Source organism: Collinsella sp. AM29-10AC (genome assembly GCF_003469085.1).
Lineage (GTDB): Bacteria > Actinomycetota > Coriobacteriia > Coriobacteriales > Coriobacteriaceae > Collinsella.
In genome coordinates this window covers 15,055-34,938 of record NZ_QSKB01000014.1, presented here as the reverse complement: position 1 = coordinate 34,938, position 19,884 = coordinate 15,055, and the positions used below count along the sequence as shown (strand labels likewise).

Here is a 19,884-nt window from a genome sequence, read left to right as displayed (position 1 = left end):
ACGGTATTCTGCGCCCCGATTGAGTTAATGCGCCCAAAAGACTGGCTTGCCTATTCGTTAACGTCCTCGGTATTGTCGCGGTCACTGGCAAGCATTGCAGCGCCAGCGACCGTTGTCGCCACGGCGGCAGCGGCGAGCCCGGCGGCAATGCCGGAGCCGTCGCCCGTGTCGGCGAGTTTTCCGGCCGAGTTCTTGCCCTGGTCGCTCTTGTTGCCCTTGCCGTTCTTGTCGGCGCCGCCTGCGTTGGAACCCGTGCCGCTGCCGGTGCCGCCTGCACTGCCCGAGGCCGCTACGGTAAAGCTTGCGGCTCCATCGCTGGCGAGCGTGTAGTTCTGTGCCGCGTCGCCCAAAAGGCCTTTCGCGCGCACCCAGTACGTCCCTGCGGCAAATGTTTCGCCCTCGGCCATTGCCGTGCCCGGAGCGCCGTTCGCGTCGTGCACAAACTCGAGCTGGGCCGTGCAGGCATCGGTTTCGAGCTTGCCCTCGAGTGATGCCGCAATCTTGGCGCGCACGTCCTCGCCGGCCTTAAGGCCTTCGAGCCCCTCAAAGTGGGGTGTCAGCGCGCGTGGATCGATATCGATGGGCACGGAGCCCCGCAGCTCCGTAACGGTCTCGTTGCCCAAGGCGTCGACATCCACATATTCGATGGCAAACGCATGGCCCGAAGCCGTCACGTTGAGTACGTTGCTGCTGTCGACAAGGCGGAAATGGCCCTCGCCAACGGTCTTGCCATCCTGGAGCGAGGCATCGCTCAGCGAGTCGCCGTACGTCATGCGCATGCGGCTCGGGAGGTAGTACGAAGCTGTCTGCTTGTGCTGTGTATCGTAATCGTAATTGCGCTGGTAGATGCTCCGGGCCAGCGCCGCATCAACAAAGTCGGATGCGATGATGCCAATGTGCTTGAGGTAATCTGACTTTGTTTCCTCGTTGTCGCTGGGGTTGATGTACGGGCTCTTGTACAGATGCTCGTTGACTACTCGCGCTGCGGTAAATGGGTTGCTTCCTTGCTTGTGATTCGTGCAGCTGGTGTAGTTGATAGACCAGCAGCGCTCCAGGACTTGCTCCTTGGCCCCGTTATCGTCCTCGACATCTACCTCGTTGCGGGTGAGCTTAGCCGTCTCCTGCAGGGCCATATCGACCCAGCTGATCTTGTCGGTTCCGGTGCATTCGTAATGGTCCTGGGCATATACCTTGGTGCAATAGGCTTTTTTGTCGCCTGTTTCCCCTGCGGCTTCAAAGCCTTGCGCGTTTTGGACGAGACACATAGAGGAGCTGCTGGGGTGTGCTGCGATTTTGCTGTCCCATTCGGTTAGGTCGAGGCCCCACGTGTGGCCGCTTACGCTGTCGCCGGCGAGTCCAAATCGGCGCAGCAGGACGATCTTTCCGCGCACCTCGTTCAGTGTGGGAACGCGGCTCGACGTATAGAACAGTTTGGGGTTGTCGTCCAAAACCTTGGCGAAAGCCGTCGTAAGGCTCTCGTCAGTAGCCTCGTTGTTGCCTCGGGATACAAGCATGATGAGAGCTTCTGACGGATTTTCGTTCAAAAACTTTTTGAAGTAGCCAACGACATCGGAGAGATGCATGAAGTGCCCGTCTTTTTTGAGCAGGTAGCAACTTCCATGGTCGATGCCGGGGTCGTCGCCTTTTCCGAGTCGGATATCAAAATAGCGAATGCCTTCGAGCAACTGCGTGGGGATGTAGTCCTGCTGGCACTTTGCTTGCGAGGATTGGGGTTCGGTGTCGTTGTCCACGCTGCAAGTTCCCGAATCGTGCGTGCCCGGGATGCTCAGCTCGTCGAGGTACTTGTTGCCTTCGACGTGGCTCATCCAACATGGTCCGTCGACGTAGCTGCTATACGTGGTCCAGTCGATGCTGCTAACTGTGGCATTGGTCTTGTCCATGCTGTAGCCGACAAGCTCGAGCTCCCACGGAATGGAATATTTCTTTTGGCAAATCTTGTTGTTGTCTTGGTCTTTGCCTTTCGATTCTATGGCCAGGTAGTTAATACCGTTTTTCGTGTATATGCGGTCTCGAATAATATAAGTTCCGTCGAACTGGCGGTCGAACGTATAGGCGCGGCTGTCCTTATGGTCGTACTCGCCACTCCATACGTGGATGACCTTTCCATCTTTGTCCGAGTCGCCATCGACCGACCAAATGCTGTAGCCCGTCTTCTTGTGCTCTTCGAAATTGAGCAGGGTGCGGATGGCATACCAGTTTGTGCCGTCCGCATCGGTCCCTACGTGCTCAAGGATGAGCTTGCTGGACGTGCCGTCATTAAACAGGTGGCAGACGTTGCCGATGACGTTGCCGTCTTCGTTGACGCTCGCGGTGCGAAAATAGCCCGCGGGGCGAAGGCGAATGACGAAATTGTCGAGGGTGGCCGCTGACTCGGCCGTGCCGTCCGCAAAGGCTGTCCGCGGGCTAATGCCCAGCGTGGCGGTTTCGGGCAGGCTTGCAAGTGGCGACAACGCCGCGAGTCCAAGGCCCAGCGTAAACGCTCGGCGACTGATGGCATGATGTTCGGTCATAACTCCTCCATTCGCAGGGTGCGGTTATGCACTTATTTTGGTCACTTTACTGCCCGGATGTTTAAAGGTGTCGGCTCAATTGTCTGCGCGGCGCTATAAATCGGCGAGCGGACGTGCTGGGGTGCTTGTTCATGTTGTGCCGTTACCGCGCTGGGGGGGGCGGTTTTGCCGCCCGGCATCTTCGCGTTCGTCGGCTGCCGGCATAAGAAAGGGAGGGTCGGTTTACCGGCCCTCCCTTAGTACGAAGCGCTGGGGTACCGTCGCTTGTTTGCGCTGCGCTCGTGTTTCCCGCTGCGCTCGCCAGTCGCTTAGCGCTTGATCTCGATATCCTCGAGCTTGACGTCCATGGCCTCGGTCTTGGCCTTGGCGATATCATCGGCAAATTCCAGGGACTTCATCATGGTCTCGACGGCGTCCTTGTGCTCCTCGACGTTGTCGATGCGCACGTAAACGCTGCCGCCTTCAACGTCGGTAAAGCACTCGGTCGTTACGCCGCCCGAGTGCGTAAAGTAAGCACTGCGCCAGGTCTTGCCGTTGTATTTAACGGGGTCGCTCTCGGTCCATCCGGAGTTGGCCTTCCACTTTGCCTCGTAGTCGAACAGTTCGTCGGCGTTCTTATCGGGGTCGAAGATGGGTATGAAGCGGTCGCTCGCATGCTCGCTCTCGGTGAACTTAAACTGGGCCCTGTCGGCGGTGTCGCCGGCAACGTCGGTGATCTCGACGCCCTCGGGAACCTCGACCTTAAACCAAATGAAGTCGGTCCTCATATCCACGGCTGGCTTTTCTGCTCCGCCGCCACCGCCACTGCCGGTAGCGCCACCGCTGCCACCGCAGCCCACCAGGGCAACTGCGGCAAAGAGACTGATGCAGAGGGTGAGAATCGCAAAGGCCTTCTTTTTCATGGTCGTGTCCTCCTCGATCTGTAACCGCCCATGGATTACCTGCCTTTACTGTACGCGTGGACGGCTCGCTAGGGTGGGCCATGTGTCCCATTCTGAGGGCTGGAATTGCGCCGACAAGTGGCAATATGCGCGGGTCCAAAAGAGGGGAGGGCCGATGCTGTCGGCCCTCCCCGGGTTGGGCGCCCGTTGTTTTAATGGGCGCATGCGCGCTGGTGCGCGTAGGCGCGTGCGGGTGTCCCGTTACTTGATCTCGATGCTCGAAATCTCGACTTCGCGTGCCTCGGAAACTGCCTCTGCCATGTCATCGGGGAACTCGATGGAGTTGAGGAGCGCCTCGGCTTCTTTCTTGTGCTGGTCGAAGTTCGAGATGAGGACGTAGACGCTTCCCGGCTCAACGTCGGTAAAGAGGAGGGTTGTGATGCCACTGTTGTCCTCGTACGTTCCGACGAGCCACGTCCTGCCGTTATACTCGACGGACCCGCCATCCTTCCACTGGAACGTATCCCCCTTCTTTTCCGCCTGGTCGGCGTGGGATTCCTCGGCAGTCAGCGCTTTTTTCCAAACGGGGATAAAACGATCGGCCGAGGCGTTCTCGTCTTCGGGGAAGGTGAGCTGGACCCTGTCGGCATTCTTGCCGGCGGAGTCGCTTACGCCGACGCCCTCGGGCATCTCGACCTTAAACCAGATAAAGTCGGTCTTCTTGGCGACGGGGCCTTTTCCTTGCTTTCGCTCTTGGCGGTGCTGCCGCCTCCGCCCGATGCGCTCCCGCCGCAGCCGACAAGGGCAAATGCGGCAAAGAGGGCGACGCAAAGGGAAAGGATCGATAGGGTCTTTTTCTTCATGGTGGTGTCCTCCTTGTCTGCCAGGGACATCGTGTGCCGCGGATCGCTGGGGCGGCGGTTGCGCGTGCACATGATGACTTTGTTTGCTGTGCGGTGATTCCTCCATTCGTCGTCCGGTGCCGTGATGAGCGTTGCCCCAACATGGGGCTCCTTACCTATATGTATGCCCCAGTTGCCGCTGCCCGGGAGTCTCGAAACGTGGGCCATGTGTCCCATGTTTGCGTTGGCATGGCCTATCGTTCGTCATAGAAATCCGCGATGGCCAGGTGCGCTGACGCCCATGTGCTTATGGGCTAGACTTAGCACCATTATGTGATCGATGCGGTCGGTCGGCGGTTGCCACCCGACCGATGTATATGACTTGAAGGTGCATGCGTATGAGCCAAGAGATGATGGACAAGACCTGCCGCGGGTTTGCCGAGGCGCTTGCCGCGCGCGAGCCGGTGCCCGGCGGCGGCAGCGCGAGCGCCTTTGTGGGTGCGCTGGGCGCCTCGCTGTGCGGGATGGTCGCGCGCTACGGCGCGACCAACCCCGCGCTTGCCGATCGCGCGGATGACCTGACGCGCGCGTTTGCCCAGGCTGATGAGCTGGCCCAGGAGCTTGTCGAGTTGGTTGCCGAGGACGTTCGTGCCTATGGGCAGGTGTCCGCGGCGTACGGTATTCCGCGTGACGATCCGGCTCGAGCGACCGCGATTCAGGATGCGCTGCATGTGGCCGCTATGCCGCCGTATCGCATTATGGATGCCTGCGGGCGTGCGCTGGCGCTGCTCGAGGACATGGCCGACAAGGGTTCGCGTCAGCTGCTGTCCGATGTGGCGTGCGGCGCCGTGTTCTGCCGTTCCGCTATGCAGGGCGCGAGCTTGACGCTCTTTGCGAACGCCACGTCTATGAAGGATCGCGCTCGTGCTGAGGAGCTCGAGACGGCGTGTGATGAGTTGCTCGACATGTGGTTGCCGCGCGCCGATGCGCTGGCGCGCCGCGCCGCCGACGCCGCAAGGAAGAGGGGATAGCCATGGCTGAACTGCTGAAGGGTGCCCCCGTTGCTCGCGCTTTGACTGAGGAACTTGCTGCTCGCTGCGTGGCTTTGCGCGAGCGCGGCGTTGTGCCGACGCTGGCTATCGTGCGCGTGGGTGAACGCGAGGACGACCTATCCTACGAGCGCGGTGCGCTCAAGCGCTGCGAAAAGGTTGGCATTGAGGCTCGCCGCGTTTTGCTTCCCGCCGATGTTTCGCAGGACGAGCTGTTGGCGGCCATCGAGGACATCAATACCGATTCGTCTGTTCATGGCTGCCTGATGTTCCGCCCGCTGCCCGCCGGCCTTGACGAGGACGCGGTTGCCGCGGCACTCGATCCTGCCAAGGACGTTGACTCCATGACGCCGGCTTCGCTGCTCACCACGCTTTCGGGGCGCGGCGAGGGTTTTGCCCCCTGCACAGCCGAAGCCGTGCTTGCTTTGCTGGATCATTACGGCGTTGAGCTGGATGGGGCCAAGGTCGCGGTCGTTGGTCGGTCGCTGGTGATTGGCCGTCCCGTTGCCGCCATGCTTACGGCTCGCAATGCCACAGTGACGACGTGCCATACGCATACGCACGACCTTGCTGCCGAGTGCCGTGCTGCCGACATTGTGGTTGCCGCCGTTGGACGCGCGCGTACGATTGACGTGGATGCGGTTCGAGAGGGCCAGACGATCATTGATGTTGGCATTAATTGGGACGAGGCCGCTGGCAAGTTGGTGGGTGACGTCGATTCTGATGCTGCGGAGCCGGTCGTTAACGCCATCACGCCCGTGCCGGGCGGCGTGGGCGCTGTGACGACGGCGATCCTCGCCAAACACGTGATCGAGGCGGCCGAGCGCGCATCGAAATAGGCGTTTTGGGCTGTTTGAGGGGTTAGCTCTATACCCCGTGGACAAAAAATGCCAAATATGAGTACTGTTTCCAAGATAGTCACATATTCTTTAGGTCAAATAGGCTCTCTAACGATATTTATTATCGATAAAGAGCCTATTTTATTGGACCTATGAGGAATTACATCATCTAATTTTTGAACAAATGTAGACTTTTGGCACCCATACGTAGCAAAATTGATGTTACTAAATTGGTGACAGTACTCACATTTGGCATTTTTTGACCACAGGGGTTGCCAGCGCCGCGGTTTCGCCCTTTCTGCGCCGAAGCGATACACTGTTATCGTTTGATTTCTTCGCTCAAGGAGGATGCGCATGCCGTGCACAACGATTTTGGTTGGTAAGAACGCGAGCTACGACGGGTCGACGTTGGTTGCCCGCAACGAGGACTCGTCCAACGGGGTGTTTGAGCCCAAGCGTATGCGCGTGGTGCATCCCGACGAGCAGCCGCGCGTCTACACGAGCGTCCTGAGTCACCTGACCGTTGAACTGCCCGATAACCCCATGCGCTACACGAGCGTCCCCGATGTTGTCCCGGGCCACGGCATCTGGGCCGAGGCCGGTTTCAACGAGCTCAATGTGGGCATGTCCGCAACCGAGACGCTCACCACCAACGAGCGCGTTCGCGGCGCCGACCCGCTCGTCGACTACGTGCCCGCCAAGGGCAACGAGGACGAGGACGGCTATGTTCCGGCGCAGCCCGGCGGTCTGGGCGAGGAGGACATGGTGACCCTGGTGCTGCCATATGCCAAATCCGCCCGCGACGGCGTACGCATTCTGGGTGACCTGCTCGAGCGCTATGGCACCTACGAGAACAACGGCATCGCCTTTAGCGACGTGGACGAGATCTGGTGGCTCGAGACCATCGGCGGTCACCACTGGATCGCCAAGCGCGTGCCCGATGACGCCTATGTGACCATGCCCAACCAGCTGGGTATCGACAGCTTTGACCTGGATGACGCCGAGGGCGCCCAGGCCGATCACATGTGCTCCGCCGACTTGCGCGCCTGGATGGCCGAGTGGCATCTGGACCTGACGCTGGGCGTCGAGGGCGACGGCCCGGCTGCGGTCTTTAACCCGCGCGAGGCCTTTGGCTCGCACAGCGACAGCGACCACGTCTACAACACGCCGCGCGCGTGGTACATGCAGCGCTGTCTCAACCCCAGCGACGTGTGGGATGGCCCCGACGCCGACTACACGCCCGAGAGCGACGATATCCCCTGGAGCCGCGTGCCCGAGCGCAAGGTGACCATCGAGGACATCAAGTACGTACTCTCGAGCCACTACCAGGGCACGGAGTACGATTGCTACGGTAGCAAGGGCACGCCCGCTACGCGTGGCGCCTATCGCCCCATCGGCATCAACCGCAACAGCCAGCTCGCCGTGTTGCAGCTGCGTCCCTATGCACAGCCGGCCTATCGCGCCGTGCAGTGGATGGCGTTTGGCTCCAACTCGTTTAACGCGCTGGTTCCGCTGTACGCCAACGTCGAGACCATGCCCGAGTACTATGCCGACACGCAGGCTCGCGTGACGTCCGAAAACTTCTACTGGGCCAACCGCCTGATCGGCGCGCTGGCTGACGTCCGCTTCCATGAGTGCGGTCGCGCGGTCGAGGATTATCAGGAGAAGGTCGGTGGCATGGGCCACAAGCAGATCCATGACATCGACGCTGCCGTAGCCGTTCTGCCCGAGGCCGAAGTGCCTGCCGAGCTTGCACGCGCCAATGAGGCCTTTGCCGAGCGTGTTCGCGTGGAGACCGATGCTCTACTGGGCAAGGTGCTCTACACCACGAGCTGCGCCATGAAGAACTCTTTCGCGATGAACGACAACGTGAGGTAGGGATTTCCCGTCAATCGAATAGCGCTAAAACGCTTTGTCGCTTTCGCTCAATCTTGGGTACAAGAACGCCAATGCAGTTGTTTGTGATTGGAGACAACCATGGTTATGAAACTCGATCAGCTTGTTAACGGCGCCATTAACGTGGGCTTTGGCGCTGCCGCCGTTGCTGTCGAAGGCGGCAAGAAGGTCCTCGACGACCTTAACACCAAGGGCGAGCAGGTCCGCAAGGACACCGCCACCCCCGATATCGCCCGCAGTGTGTCCGACATGTTCGAGCAGGCCGGCGGTACCATCTCCGATCTGACCGAGCGCTTGGGCATGCAGGGCGAGACCGCGGCCCAGCGCGTGCTCGACGAGCTCATCCTTGCCCGCGTCCGCGTTATGACCGCCCCCGAGCGCACGGCCTTCCTAGCCCATGTGCGCGACATCGTCGATTCAGTCGAGGACAACGTGACCTCGGTGCCCGTCGAGTCCGTTGAGCCCGACGATGCGAAGGATACCGAAGAGGCCGAGTAGCAGCGCAGATGGCAGATTCCACCACCGATTACAACAATCTAGATCCTCTGGGTGACGAGGCGGCGGTTGTCGATGAGGTCGATGCCGCCGTCTCGGGCGCTCGCAAGAAGCCGCGTGCTGTCGATATGGTGCCCGAGGAGCCCGACGCGATGGCGCCGGACGAGGAATACCAGCTCACGCCGGCGGGTCGTCGCGAACGCATCGGGCAGATTGTTCGTCTGGTCAAAAAGTACCGCGTGTGGGATAACCTCACGCCGGTTCGTTTGCGCCGCCTGCTCGAGGAACTCGGCCCCATGTTCGTCAAGATGGGGCAGATTCTGGCCAACCGGTCCGAGATTCTGCCGCAACGCTTTTGCGACGAGCTGCGTCGTCTGCGCTCCGACGTGGAGCCGGTGCCGTACGAGGTCGTACTCAGTTGTCTGGAAGAAGAATACGGCCTGCGCCTGGGGGAGATGTTCGATGCGATCGACCCCAATCCGCTTGGTAGCGCATCGCTCGCGCAGGTGCACCGCGCTCGTCTGGTGACGGGCGAGGACGTGGCCGTCAAGGTGCAGCGCCCCGGTGCGCAGCAGGTTATGGCACAGGACATCGATATCATCCGCTCGGTGGTGCGTATCGTTTCCAAGTTCGTCAACACCGATCAATTCGTTGACCTGCACGGCGTAGTCGAGGAGTTGTGGACCTCGTTTCGCGAGGAGACCAACTTTTTGGCCGAGGCCAAAAACCTCAACGACTTCTACGAGTTCCATAAGAGCGTTCATGGCGTGACGTGCCCTAAATCCTATCTGGACCTATGCACCGAGCACGTGGTGGTCATGGATTACGTCGACGGCATTTCGATCGCCGATCCTGAACGCTTGGTGGCCGAGGGCTATGACTTGGAAAAGATCGGTGCCGCGATCGTCGAGGACTACTCGACGCAGGTGCTCGACGACGGCTTTTTCCATGCCGACCCGCATGCGGGAAACATCATTCTCAAGGACGGTATCGTTTACTTTATCGACTTGGGCATGGTCGGACGCATGTCGAGTCACGATCGCGGTATCGTAAAGGACATGATTTTCGCCGTGGCCGAGGGTGACGTTCCCAAGCTCAAGGATTCGCTCATGCGCTTCGCCGTGACGCGTGGCGATTCGGCCGAGCTCGATCATTCAGCGTTTTTGTCCGACCTTGACTTTATCGTGGCTGACTTTGCGGGCCTTGACCTGAAGGATCTTGATATCGGCGAGTTTTTGACCTCGCTGTTAAACCTGGCGCGCAAAAACGATGTTGAGCTGCCGAGCGTGGTGACGATGTTCGCGCGCGGCATGGTGACGCTCGAGGGTTTGCTGACCGAGTACATGCCCAACGTCAACATGATCCAGATCATCCAAACGCACATTAAAAACGAGAAAAGCACCTATGCGCGTGTGCGCGATATGGGGCGCGATCTTGCCGCGAGCAGCTATCGCGCGGCGAAGGGCTCACTCGAGGCGGCTGAGTACCTGGGGCTGGCTTCGCGCATGCTTACGCGCGGCCAGCTTAAGGTGAACACGCAGATCATGAGCAGCGATAAGGCACTGCGACAGCTGGGCGGAATTATCGACCGCATGTCGATGGCTATCGTTATCGCCGGCCTGTTTATCGGTTCGTCGGTGGTGTACTACGCACGCATCGAGCCGGTTGTGTTTGGTATCCCGGTCATTGGCTTTATGGGCTACGTGAGCGCGCTGGTGCTGGCGCTTATGCTGGGCCGCAATATCTGGCTCAACAGCCACGGCGGCAAACACTAGAGGCTGCGACCGTCACCGCTTTTTCCTATCGCAAACAATAGCTTTTACCTTGGGCTTCGCCTGTGTGCGGGGCCCTTTTGCGTGATACCATTTTGACGATAATAATCGATGGCCTAGATGGTGGTGCGGAGACGCACGAACGCGCGGTTTTCCTGCGCGTTTGGGAGAATCGGGGTGCAAGTCCCCGGCTGTACCAGTAACCGTAATTCCTCTTGGCTCGGGATGTTCGCGTCGCAGATCGGACGACGCGCCTGAGCCGTTAAGGTTAAGTCGGATCGCCTCCCATCTTGCATGCGGCTGCGGCGTATGCCGCCGGTGTGCATAGGGCTCTGGAGGGAAGGGGGACCCCGATGGGGGAACTCGAGCGTAACATGCGCGATGACGTGGGGCAGCCGCTGGGCAATGCTCCAAGTACAGACAATGGGGGACAAATGGATATGTTTGAGGACGAGCGCGAGCGCGCCTCGCTGCATCGCCGTGGCGCGATTGCACGCGGCGTAGCCAAGCGCGGCCTGGTGGCATTCCTGGCCTTCGCGATGGCCTTTGGCACCACGCCGGCTCAGCTGTGGGCCGAGGGCGCCGAGGGCATTGCCGAGGCCGTGGCTCAGGCTGCGACGCCGGGCGAGGACGCAGCGCTTGCGGGCGGTACCACTGAGCAGAGCGGCACCGAGGTTTCGGATTCCGAGGGCGTGCCTGCGGCTAGTGCCGCCACAACAGAGGCAGCAACTGGCGACGAAGGCTCGGCGACGGGGGAGAGCCCTGCCACGAGCGAGCAGTCTTCGACGGCGCCCACTGGCCAAGCAGGATCTGCCGCCGCGGCTGCCGTTCAGACGGAGAGCCCGACAGAAACTGGCGATGTCGCCAAGAAGCAAGTCGAGGTCTCGTTCTCGATTATCGGCACCGATGCCGACGGCAAGGCTCAGACCTGGGTGGCACCTACGCAGCTTAAGCTCGACGAGGGCTCGACGGCTGCGGACGCCTTCGTTAAGCTGCAGCAGAAGGTGGGCTTCAAGGCGAAATACGATCCGAACACGGCATACGGTTTCTACCTCGAAAGCATTACGTCCCCGAGCGATGGCCGCACGCTTGCCTTCGATCCGGCGACTTATGCCTACTGGCAGCTGTTTGTCGACGGCGCGTCTTCCTCGGTTGGCGCGAGCGGCGTCAAGCTCACCCAGGGGCAGAAGATTGAGTTTGCCTATACGGCTGGTAGCTCGTCCCCTGTCGTTAAGGACCAGGTTGCCGCAAATGTGACCGTCATTGGTCGCGATGCCCAGGGCAAGACTCAGACTTGGGTCGATAACGCGCAGTATGTGGTGACGTCCGGCTCGAACGCACTTGACCTTACGAAGGTCGCGCTCGAGGCGAATGATATTGACGCCGTTGTTGCGGGCTCCTTCATTCTGAGCCTTAAGTACAACGGCGTTGAGCTGGGTACGCCGCTCGATTATTCGACCTCTTGGCAGCTGTTCATCAACGGCAAGTCGAGCGACTACACGGCGGACAATGTCACCATTCATGCCGGCGATACCGTTACGTGGTTCTACGGTGGCTGGGGCGACCAGTTGCCCTCTGATTCCGTCCATGCTTCCGTTCAGGTGCTTGGCAAGGACAAGGACGGCAAACAGCAGGTGTGGGCCTCGACGGGCCAGACGGGTCTCAAGGCGGGCTCTACTGCCAAGGATTTGCTGGAGCAGACTGGTCTTAGGCTCGATTCTAGCGAATCGTCTTGGGGCTGGTTCCTCAACGGCATTTATTCGCCGTTCGACGTCGACGGTAAGCCCTATGTCGGGGATGCTGCAACCAATAGCTATTGGCGCTTCTACGTAAATGGCGAGTTCAAGAACGTTGGCGCTGGTGCCTACGAGCTCCAAGAGGGTGACGCCGTCACCTTTATGTATGCTGGCGACAGCGATGCCCTTCCTGGCCAGGTTCTTGGGTCTGTCGATGTTATCGGTCCCGATGTCAACGGCAACAATACTCGCTGGGGCTCGGCAAGCAATGTTTCTTTGCCCGAAGGCTCCACGGCCCAGAACCTTATTGAGGCATTTCTGAAGGCCAAGAGCGTTGCGTATAACGGCTCCCAGAGTGGTGAGTACTGGCTCCTTAATTCCATTACTTCGCCGTTCGATCACAAGCCGTATGGCTGGGATGGTGCGACCAATAGATATTGGCATCTGTATATCAACGGAGAGCTCACATCTCTCTGCGCCAACCAGGTCACGCTCAAGAGCGGCGACAAGGTTACGTTTGCCTACACCACCGATAATTCGCCCATGCCCGACCCCGACAAGATTGTCGTGGACCCGAGCGCGACGGCTCCTGATTGGGATGCCGAGTGGGCCGGCTACGGCAACAGTGGCAACGGTTCGACCGTAACGGATGCCAAGACGCCTGCGCAGGCTGCCGGTCTTAAGTGGGCCTTCGATTGGAAGGCCGAGTCTGGTCAGCAGTATGCCAACTGCAGCGAACCTGTCATCGCCAACGGCTTTGTGTACATCGCGACCGAGAACGAGCTCATTAAGATCGATTCGTCCACGGGCAAAAAGGTTGCCTCTGCGCCGCTTGCCTCCAAGGTGAGCTATACCTCTCGTCCGATCTATACCAATGGCCTTATCATCGTTCCGCTCAACGGCGGTGCGGTCCAGGCGATTACTGCAGACAAGCTGATCTGCAAGTGGCTGACGCCTGGTTTGACGGACTTGACGCAGAGCTCCTGCACCGTCGTTTCGGACGGCGAGTACGTCTATGTAGGCTCGGTCGATATTTCGTATGACGAGAATTACAACGCGACCTACGGCAACGGCTCCTTTGCGCGCATTAAGATTGCCACGGGCGAAGTTTCTTGGCAGAACATCGACCCTGCCGAGGGCTATTACTGGACTGGTGCGGCTTTGACGGATAAGTATGCCATCGTTCCTACGAGCGCGGGTACGCTTAAGTGCATTGATAAGACGACGGGCGATGTCGTTTCGACCATGAAGCTCGGCGCTGTCGCAAATGCCGATTGCATTGCCGATCCGTCCAATGGTTCGACCTTTTATCAGATGACGCACGATGGAAAGCTCCATGTGATTTTGCTTTCGGCGACGGGCGTGTTGAGTGAACAGAAGACGGTTGATCTGGGCCTTACGAATAATCTGAGCGCCCCTGCGGTGTCTGGTGACAATCTGATTGTCGGCGGACAGACGGGTACTGGCTCTGCTCTGGTTCTCTATAACCTGAAGACGGGTAAGACCACGATGGTCGCTGCTGCCGACGGCAAGGCGCTGCCGGCTGGCCTCAACGGTATTGCTGCTACTCCGCTGGTGAGTGTTCAGGGCGGCAAGACCTATGTGTACTTCACCGTTAACAGCGCGGATAGCAAGGATTACGTCAACTACTCTGCTGGTGGTGGCGTGTATCGCTATACGCTCGGCGATGCAGAGGCGACGCAGATTTATGATGCGGCTGGCCATTACCAGTACTGTGACTCTCCGGTCATTGCCGATGCATCTGGCAACCTGTACTACATCAATGACTCGGGCACGCTGTTCAAACTCGGGGCTGTTGAGTCTTGGACGGTCGCCTTTAATTCCAACGGCGGGTCTGCTTGCGACACTAAGTTTGTTGCTACGGCCGACGGCAAGTTGGTCAAGCCGGCCGATCCGACGCGCGATGGCTACACCTTCGCTGGCTGGTATACCGATGAGGCTTGCACGCAGGCGTATGACTTTAGCACGCCGGTGACGGCCGATCTGACGCTGTATGCCAAGTGGACCAAGAATGCTGTTAACCCTGGCGGTAATGGCGGTTCTGGCACTAATGGTGGCAACGGCGGCGCTGGCAACGGTTCCGGTGCTGGCGCTGGCGCGGGTTCTGGCTCCGGCTCGAAGGGCGGCGCTATTGCCCCGGGCAAGAAGCCGGTGACCAAGACGACGGTGTCGACCAAGACCGAGACCAAGGACAACAAGTCCGACAAGAAAGACTCCGATAAGTCCGATAAGAAGGACGAGAAGAAGTCTGACAAGAAGTCTGGCAAGAAGGACAGCAAGTCCGACAAGAAGTCCGATTCCAAGTCCGATACGGGTGCTGTTTCCACGACCGCTGCTAAGAAGTCCTCTAGCGCTTCCGAGCAGGAGACTGGCATCAACCCGCTCGCCATTGTTGGCGTTGCCGCCGGCGTCATCGGTCTCGCCATCGTCGGCGTGTTCGTGTTCACCAAACGTCGGTAGGTGAGGGCTGTGTCCAATAAATCCAAGGACGCTGATCCCAAGCAACCAGATTCCTCGTTCATTCAGTTCGACGATGCAAAGCAAAAGGGCGCCGCTTCGGCGGCGTCCGCCCCTCGTCGCAAGGCGCTCCTTGGCGTTCTGGCTGCCGCGTGCACCATTCTGATCGTCGTCTCGCTGGGCTTCGTCCATCCTTCCACAAGCGGTGCCTGGTCCATCGACTGGATCATTCAGACCGTGACGGGGGAGAGCGTCGTCACCAAGGACACCAAGGCGTCTGGCTCGACTACGACTTCGGGCGAGGCCAGTTCCAAGGATTCCAAGTCATCGAATGACGCAAAGGATGAGTCCAAGGACGATTCCGAGTCTTCAAACAAGGAATCGGATAAAAGCTCGGATAGCAAGAAGTCCGATGGTCAGGACGGCAAGAAGTCTGGAGATAAATCCGCTGCCCAGAATACGGGAACCGGCGATACTTCCAATGTGTCTGGCGGTGCTTCTTCGGGCGGCGGCCAGTCGTCTGATGGAGCCTCCAGCTCTAATGGCGGAAGCGCTCCCTCGGGCGGCCAGAGCGGCTCGCAGGAGTCCAGCTACGTAACAGTGACGGTTTCGGTTACATCGAGCGCCGTGGGCAATCCTGTGTCCTCTGGTGGCACCTTTACCTTTAACGAAGGCGCTACCGTCTACGATGCCCTGTACGCGCTGGGCCTTTCTGTCAACGCACGTGGCTCGTCGTACGGCACGTATGTCTCCGCGATTGGTGGTTTGGCCGAGAAACAGTACGGCGGCACGAGTGGCTGGATGTACTCCGTCAACGGCACAACGCCCATGACGGCGTGCAGCAACTACGTTCTCTCCAACGGCGACAACGTGGTCTGGTATTACGTTACAGGCTAGAGGCCTCGACATATCGCACCAAACGGGCGGTTCGGATAAGCATCCGGGCCACCCGTTTTTCATGCGTAGAGGACTGGGTCGCCGGGTCTCTCGGCAAACAAAAAACCGGTTGGAACGGGAATTCCAACCGGTTATACATTCAAGCAAATAGTGAATCGACTACGACCGTGCGCCCTCGAGGAAGAAGCGGCGGCTGAAGTAGTTGTACCAGGTGACGAGGAACGTAGCGATCGCTTTCATGGCCTGGTAGCCGATGCTCAAAAACGTGACGCCCACAAACATGTACAGGTCGTTGAGGCCCAGGCCGATCACCGACAGGATGGTGAAGATCGTGAACTCGCGCTTGCGGCTCATGCCCTCGCGATGGTCGAACACGTACTTCATGCTGAGCCAGTAGTTGACCACGACGGACGTGATGAACGAGACCGTGGTGCTCATCAAAAAGTCGAGGTGGAACAGCTCGACGAGCGCAATGAGCATACCCCAGTCGATGCCAAAGGAGATAAGGCCCACGACAGCGAACTTGAGGAACTGCTTAGTATGAGGTTGTGCCAGTGCCTTGCGCACGTAATCACATCCAATGCGTTGATGAATCGAGCAGAGGATACTTTAGAGCTTTTGCAAGGGAAACGTAAGGTCTTTGCCAAGAACTATACGAACTCGCCAAATTATCAAGTGCTAATCCGCAAACGTTGAAAATTTGCCCGTAAACGAGCAATGCCCACGAACAACACAGCGCACGACGCGCGTCATCCGTGGGCATTGTAAAGCTGTAAGGTTGCGAGTTACTTGGTCTCATCGCCTTCCAGGAAGATCTTTCGGGTCACAAAGTTGTAGACCATGACAAGCGCGGTGGCGCAAATCTTGGCGATATTGGCCTCGAGCCCCAGGCCGGCGTTGAGTGTCAACACGATGCCGTCGTTGAGTGCCAGGCCGATCACGGACAGCACGACAAAGATAATGAACTCGCGGCGGCGGCTCATGCCTTCCTTGTGCGCAAACACGTACTTCATGCTTGCGAGGTAGTTAAAGATGAGTGAGACGATAAAGCCGCTGGTATTGGCGATTAGGATGTTGAGGCCCAGACCGTAGTGGAGCAGATTCATAATGCCAAAGTCGATAACCGTGGCAATGACACCGACGACGCCAAATTTCATGATCTGCGCAAGGAGCTTTTGCATGGTACCTGCCTTATGGTGGCGCCGGGGCGCCGCGGGGATGACAAACTCAGCAAGTTTAGCCAATCCCCACGGGTGGTGCTAGGCGCGCTCCTCGATAGCACCGTTTCTATATGCATCGAGCAGCTGGCGCAGGTCTTGGATCTGGCTGCGGATCTTGGCTCCGGAATCGGTGTCGCTCACCATGCGGCGACGGTCTGCTTGGTCAAAACGGTTGGTCTCGCTTTCGATGTCCACGTTGCGCGTGAGTGCCTCGGCAACCGTCGTAAAGGCCCGGTGCGACTTGAGGCGGCAGCCGCGCGAGCTCGAGATGAGCGTATAGCCGGCGATACCCGTCTTGGGATGGTAAGCGCGGCAGAAGCCGCCATCGATGACCAGCAGTTTGCCCTCGGCGCGGATGGGCTGCTCACCCTTGGTGGTTTTAACGGGCGTATGGCCGTTGATGATGTGGCCCGTCGGCGAGCAAGCCATGGGGGCGACGCCAAACTCGCGCATGATGTCGTCGCAAACGGACGAGGATGTGGTGAGCGTATAGTACGGGTCCATCGGCTCGACCCACGTGCTCTTGTCGGCGAGGTAGGCGCGCTCGAACGTGCGCACCACGCGTCCGCTGGCGGGTGAGTTAAAGCCGATCCACAGGTACCACATCCAGTCGAGGGCATCGCGGTCGCCAACGCGCCACGCGCGGCGGGCGATATGGTCGCAGAAATCAAAATAATCGCGGCCGGCGTGCCAGGTGCCCAGGCAGTTCATGCTGCTAAAGGTGCCGTCTTCGTTGAGCGGCGCGCAGCCGTGGAAGAGCAGGTTGCCGTTGGCGACCTTATACAGGGAGCCGTGGGTATAGAGGAAATCGATGTGGCGATGCAGGTGATCGGCGGTGACAAACTCGGACACGAGCTTGTCGATGATGTGCTGCTCCTCGGGCATGAGCGTGTAGGGGTCCGCCGGATCGACGGTGGGGAAGTCGTTGGTCGTGAGCGGCCATACGCTGCCGTCGGCAAGCGTGACCGTGCTGGCGTCGTGATCGATCTTGTCGAGCAGCAGGCGATCTGCCATGTCGAACTCGGGGTGGCGCTGGATAATCTGGCCCTCGAGCTTAAAAAGCAGGACGTTAATGGCTTTGATGAGCGGGCTGATGGACTCGCCGGCGGTATAGGTGGCGTCGGCGAAGGCGACAAGCTCGCGCAGCGAGATGCCATAGTCGTTCTCAAGAATCTCATAGTTGTCGTAGCGCAGGTTGTTGCGCAGCACCGTGGCGATGCAGGCGGGCTCGCCGGCAGCGGCGCCCATCCACAGCAGGTCGTGGTTGCCCCACTGAATGTCGAGCGAATGATAGGTAAGCAGGCGGTCCATAATCTTGGCCGCGCCGCCACCGCGGTCGAAGATGTCGCCCACCAGGTGCAGGTGGTCGACGGCGAGGCGCTTGATGAGTGAGGCGAGCGACTCGATAAAGTCGTCGGCGCTGGCGGTCTCCAAGATGGATTCGATAATGCGCTCGTGATAACGCACGCGGTAGTTGTTCTCATCCGGATGCGTGTGCAGCAACTCGTCGATGATGTAGGCGTAATCGCGCGGGATGGCCTTACGCACTTTGGAGCGGGTATAGCGGCTCGAAAGCGAGCGGGCGACCACAATGAGTCGGTCGAGCATGGTCTTGTACCAGGTGGGCGAGTCCTCACGCCGGCTGCGGACAAGATCGATCTTCTCGCGCGGATAGTAGATGAGCGTGCACAGCTCGCCCTTTTCGTCAAAGGAGAGCGTGTCGCCAAAGATTTCGTCGACATGTTCGCGCACGACGCCCGAGCAGTTGTTGAGGATGTGCATAAAGGCTTCGTACTCGCCATGCACATCGCTCATAAAATGCTCGGTGCCCTTGGGCAGGTTGAGGATGGCCGAGAGGTTGATGATCTCGGTGAATGCGGATTGCTCGGTAGGGAACTGTCTCGATAGCAGGCGCAGATACTTGAAGTCTTGCGGATTGCGATCGAATGCGACCATGAGGCACCTTCCGATGTGGTTGCTAAAACTGATAAAAACAGCGTCAAACGTTTATCAGTATGCGCCGCTTTTGTTTCGATTGGAGATGGGAGGTCGAATTGTTGGCCGAACGGTTTGGTAAATCGATTTAGTCGAGGTGGATATGGCGGTTGAATGGAGACGCGGGGTCGTTTTGCAGGCGCATGCCTCCGGGATCGATAGAGATGATGACGGTAAAGATGTTCACTACCTTTGGTTCAATTTGGTAAATAGTGGACATTTGTACCGTATTCACATTTGCTGTGCGATAATTTGCGCAGCAATGAGTAAGGAGCCTCATATGAGTGATTTTGTCCTGACCTGTGAATCCGCCGCCGATCGAACCCGCGAGTTCTTTGAATCGCGCAATATCCCTGTCGTGTGTTTTCATTACGAGATCGACGATGTTGTCTATACGGACGATCTGTATCAGTCGATTGCGCCGGACGAGTTTTTTGCCCAGATTGCCGCGGGCGCCATGCCCAAGACGTCTCAGGTGAGCGTGGGTGAGTACGAGGAGTTTTGGGAACCGTTCGTTGCCGGGGGTAAAGACGTGCTGCACCTGACCTTGTCGTCGGGTATTTCGGGCACGTATGGATCGGCCTGCGTTGCGGCGCAGATGCTCGCGGACCGCTATCCCCAGGGCGGCAAGGTGCGCGTCATCGATTCGCTGGCGGCGTCTTCGGGCTTTGGCCTGTTGCTGGAATATGCCGCCGACGTGCGCGATAGCGGTGCTTCGCTCGACGAGACGGCTGCCTGGGTTGAGGAGCACAAGCTCAACCTACACCACTGGTTCTTCTCGACCGATCTGTCGAGCTACCTGCGCGGCGGTCGCATTTCGGCTGCGAGCGCGATCATCGGCACGGCGCTTAAGATTTGCCCGCTTATGACGGTCGATTGCGAAGGTGGGCTGTCGCCACGTGAGAAGATTCGCACTAAGAAGCGCGCGATTTCCGAGATGGCTAAGACCATGATGGCACACGTGCAGGACGGTGCGGATTATTCGGGTAAGTGCATCATGTCGCACTCGGCGTGCCGCGAGGATGCCGAAGCAGTTGCGGCGCTGATCGAGGAACAGATTCCGCAGCTTAAAGGCAAGATTGAGATCAATAACATCGGTACTCTGATTGGCTCGCATACCGGACCTGGTACGGTGGCGCTCTTCTTTATGGGCGACAAGCGCGTGGATTAGTTTGCCCCATCACATCGCTGCATGATTGCTCAAACGAAAACGGCCCGCCTCACGTTTGTGGGGCGGGCCTTGCTGTTGGGGG

The 19,884-nt window shown here is 59.0% G+C and carries 14 protein-coding genes; 8 read left to right on the top strand and 6 right to left on the bottom strand.

What is annotated here, in order from left to right; all coding sequences use genetic code 11:
• Positions 1 to 50 precede the first annotated feature (50 nt).
• The 3 genes from DW754_RS05880 to DW754_RS05870 form a co-directional block, all read right to left on the bottom strand.
• Positions 51 to 2,531 (bottom strand): phosphatidylinositol-specific phospholipase C, encoded by a 2,481-nt coding sequence (locus tag DW754_RS05880; protein WP_117758757.1) that lies wholly within the window; start codon positions 2,529 to 2,531, stop codon positions 51 to 53.
• Positions 2,532 to 2,839: 308 nt separating this feature from the next.
• Positions 2,840 to 3,433, bottom strand: coding sequence for a hypothetical protein (locus tag DW754_RS05875; RefSeq protein WP_117757781.1), 594 nt, complete (start codon positions 3,431 to 3,433; stop codon positions 2,840 to 2,842).
• Between the two features lie 240 nt (positions 3,434 to 3,673).
• Positions 3,674 to 4,102: a hypothetical protein gene (locus tag DW754_RS05870; RefSeq protein ID WP_117758758.1), complete on the bottom strand. Its 429-nt coding sequence runs from the start codon at positions 4,100 to 4,102 to the stop codon at positions 3,674 to 3,676.
• A 550-nt stretch (positions 4,103 to 4,652) separates the two neighbouring features.
• On the opposite strand from DW754_RS05870, the gene DW754_RS05860 reads away from it, so the two are divergent.
• The 7 genes from DW754_RS05860 to DW754_RS05830 all read left to right on the top strand — a co-directional run bounded on the left by DW754_RS05860 (position 4,653) and on the right by DW754_RS05830 (position 15,416).
• Positions 4,653 to 5,285 carry a cyclodeaminase/cyclohydrolase family protein gene (locus DW754_RS05860; RefSeq protein ID WP_158561620.1) on the top strand — a complete coding sequence of 211 codons (633 nt, stop codon included), beginning with the start codon at positions 4,653 to 4,655 and terminating at the stop codon, positions 5,283 to 5,285.
• Positions 5,286 to 5,287: 2 nt separating this feature from the next.
• On the top strand, positions 5,288 to 6,142 hold the full coding sequence (locus DW754_RS05855; RefSeq protein WP_117564484.1) for a bifunctional 5,10-methylenetetrahydrofolate dehydrogenase/5,10-methenyltetrahydrofolate cyclohydrolase: 855 nt from the start codon (positions 5,288 to 5,290) through the stop codon (positions 6,140 to 6,142).
• Between the two features lie 354 nt (positions 6,143 to 6,496).
• The gene (locus DW754_RS05850) at positions 6,497 to 8,020 is read left to right on the top strand and encodes a C69 family dipeptidase (RefSeq protein ID WP_117758761.1); all 1,524 of its coding nucleotides are present in this window, start codon (positions 6,497 to 6,499) and stop codon (positions 8,018 to 8,020) included.
• Between the two features lie 99 nt (positions 8,021 to 8,119).
• Positions 8,120 to 8,536 (top strand): hypothetical protein, encoded by a 417-nt coding sequence (locus DW754_RS05845; RefSeq protein ID WP_117583986.1) that lies wholly within the window; start codon positions 8,120 to 8,122, stop codon positions 8,534 to 8,536.
• An 8-nt stretch (positions 8,537 to 8,544) separates the two neighbouring features.
• On the top strand, positions 8,545 to 10,308 hold the full coding sequence (locus DW754_RS05840) for an AarF/ABC1/UbiB kinase family protein (protein WP_117639742.1): 1,764 nt from the start codon (positions 8,545 to 8,547) through the stop codon (positions 10,306 to 10,308).
• A 431-nt stretch (positions 10,309 to 10,739) separates the two neighbouring features.
• Positions 10,740 to 14,522 carry a DUF4430 domain-containing protein gene (locus DW754_RS05835; RefSeq protein WP_158561621.1) on the top strand — a complete coding sequence of 1,261 codons (3,783 nt, stop codon included), beginning with the start codon at positions 10,740 to 10,742 and terminating at the stop codon, positions 14,520 to 14,522.
• A gap of 9 nt (positions 14,523 to 14,531) precedes the next feature.
• A complete protein-coding gene (locus DW754_RS05830) occupies positions 14,532 to 15,416 on the top strand; it encodes a DUF4430 domain-containing protein (protein WP_233508891.1) in 885 nt (294 codons plus the stop codon).
• A gap of 159 nt (positions 15,417 to 15,575) precedes the next feature.
• Here DW754_RS05830 and DW754_RS05825 read toward each other — a convergent pair whose 3' ends face one another.
• The 3 genes from DW754_RS05825 to DW754_RS05815 all read right to left on the bottom strand — a co-directional run bounded on the left by DW754_RS05825 (position 15,576) and on the right by DW754_RS05815 (position 18,592).
• Entirely contained in the window at positions 15,576 to 15,983 is a 408-nt protein-coding gene (locus DW754_RS05825; protein ID WP_022095123.1) for a GtrA family protein, read from the bottom strand.
• A 218-nt stretch (positions 15,984 to 16,201) separates the two neighbouring features.
• Complete coding sequence (locus DW754_RS05820) at positions 16,202 to 16,597, bottom strand: GtrA family protein (RefSeq protein ID WP_117758763.1); 396 nt, start codon at positions 16,595 to 16,597, stop codon at positions 16,202 to 16,204.
• A 78-nt stretch (positions 16,598 to 16,675) separates the two neighbouring features.
• A complete protein-coding gene (locus DW754_RS05815; protein WP_117758764.1) occupies positions 16,676 to 18,592 on the bottom strand; it encodes a fructose-1,6-bisphosphatase in 1,917 nt (638 codons plus the stop codon).
• Positions 18,593 to 18,911: 319 nt separating this feature from the next.
• Here DW754_RS05815 and DW754_RS05810 point away from each other — a divergent pair, with 319 nt between their 5' ends.
• Positions 18,912 to 19,802, top strand: a complete 891-nt coding sequence (locus DW754_RS05810) for a DegV family protein (RefSeq protein ID WP_117758765.1) — start codon at positions 18,912 to 18,914, stop codon at positions 19,800 to 19,802.
• Positions 19,803 to 19,884: the final 82 nt, after the last annotated feature.

Excerpts from the sequence above, each read along its gene's own strand:
- DW754_RS05870 (WP_117758758.1), bottom strand. The coding sequence starts at position 4,102 with ATGCCCGAGGGCGTCGGCGTAAGCGACTCCGCCGGCAAGAATGCCGAC.
- DW754_RS05845 (WP_117583986.1), top strand. The coding sequence starts at position 8,120 with ATGGTTATGAAACTCGATCAGCTTGTTAACGGCGCCATTAACGTGGGC.
- DW754_RS05810 (WP_117758765.1), top strand. The coding sequence starts at position 18,912 with ATGAGTGATTTTGTCCTGACCTGTGAATCCGCCGCCGATCGAACCCGC.
- DW754_RS05835 (WP_158561621.1), top strand. The coding sequence starts at position 10,740 with ATGGATATGTTTGAGGACGAGCGCGAGCGCGCCTCGCTGCATCGCCGT.
- DW754_RS05850 (WP_117758761.1), top strand. The coding sequence starts at position 6,497 with ATGCCGTGCACAACGATTTTGGTTGGTAAGAACGCGAGCTACGACGGG.
- DW754_RS05855 (WP_117564484.1), top strand. The coding sequence starts at position 5,288 with ATGGCTGAACTGCTGAAGGGTGCCCCCGTTGCTCGCGCTTTGACTGAG.
- DW754_RS05880 (WP_117758757.1), bottom strand. The coding sequence starts at position 2,531 with ATGACCGAACATCATGCCATCAGTCGCCGAGCGTTTACGCTGGGCCTT.
- DW754_RS05875 (WP_117757781.1), bottom strand. The coding sequence starts at position 3,433 with ATGAAAAAGAAGGCCTTTGCGATTCTCACCCTCTGCATCAGTCTCTTT.
- DW754_RS05820 (WP_117758763.1), bottom strand. The coding sequence starts at position 16,597 with ATGCAAAAGCTCCTTGCGCAGATCATGAAATTTGGCGTCGTCGGTGTC.
- DW754_RS05840 (WP_117639742.1), top strand. The coding sequence starts at position 8,545 with ATGGCAGATTCCACCACCGATTACAACAATCTAGATCCTCTGGGTGAC.
- DW754_RS05860 (WP_158561620.1), top strand. The coding sequence starts at position 4,653 with ATGAGCCAAGAGATGATGGACAAGACCTGCCGCGGGTTTGCCGAGGCG.
- DW754_RS05815 (WP_117758764.1), bottom strand. The coding sequence starts at position 18,592 with ATGGTCGCATTCGATCGCAATCCGCAAGACTTCAAGTATCTGCGCCTG.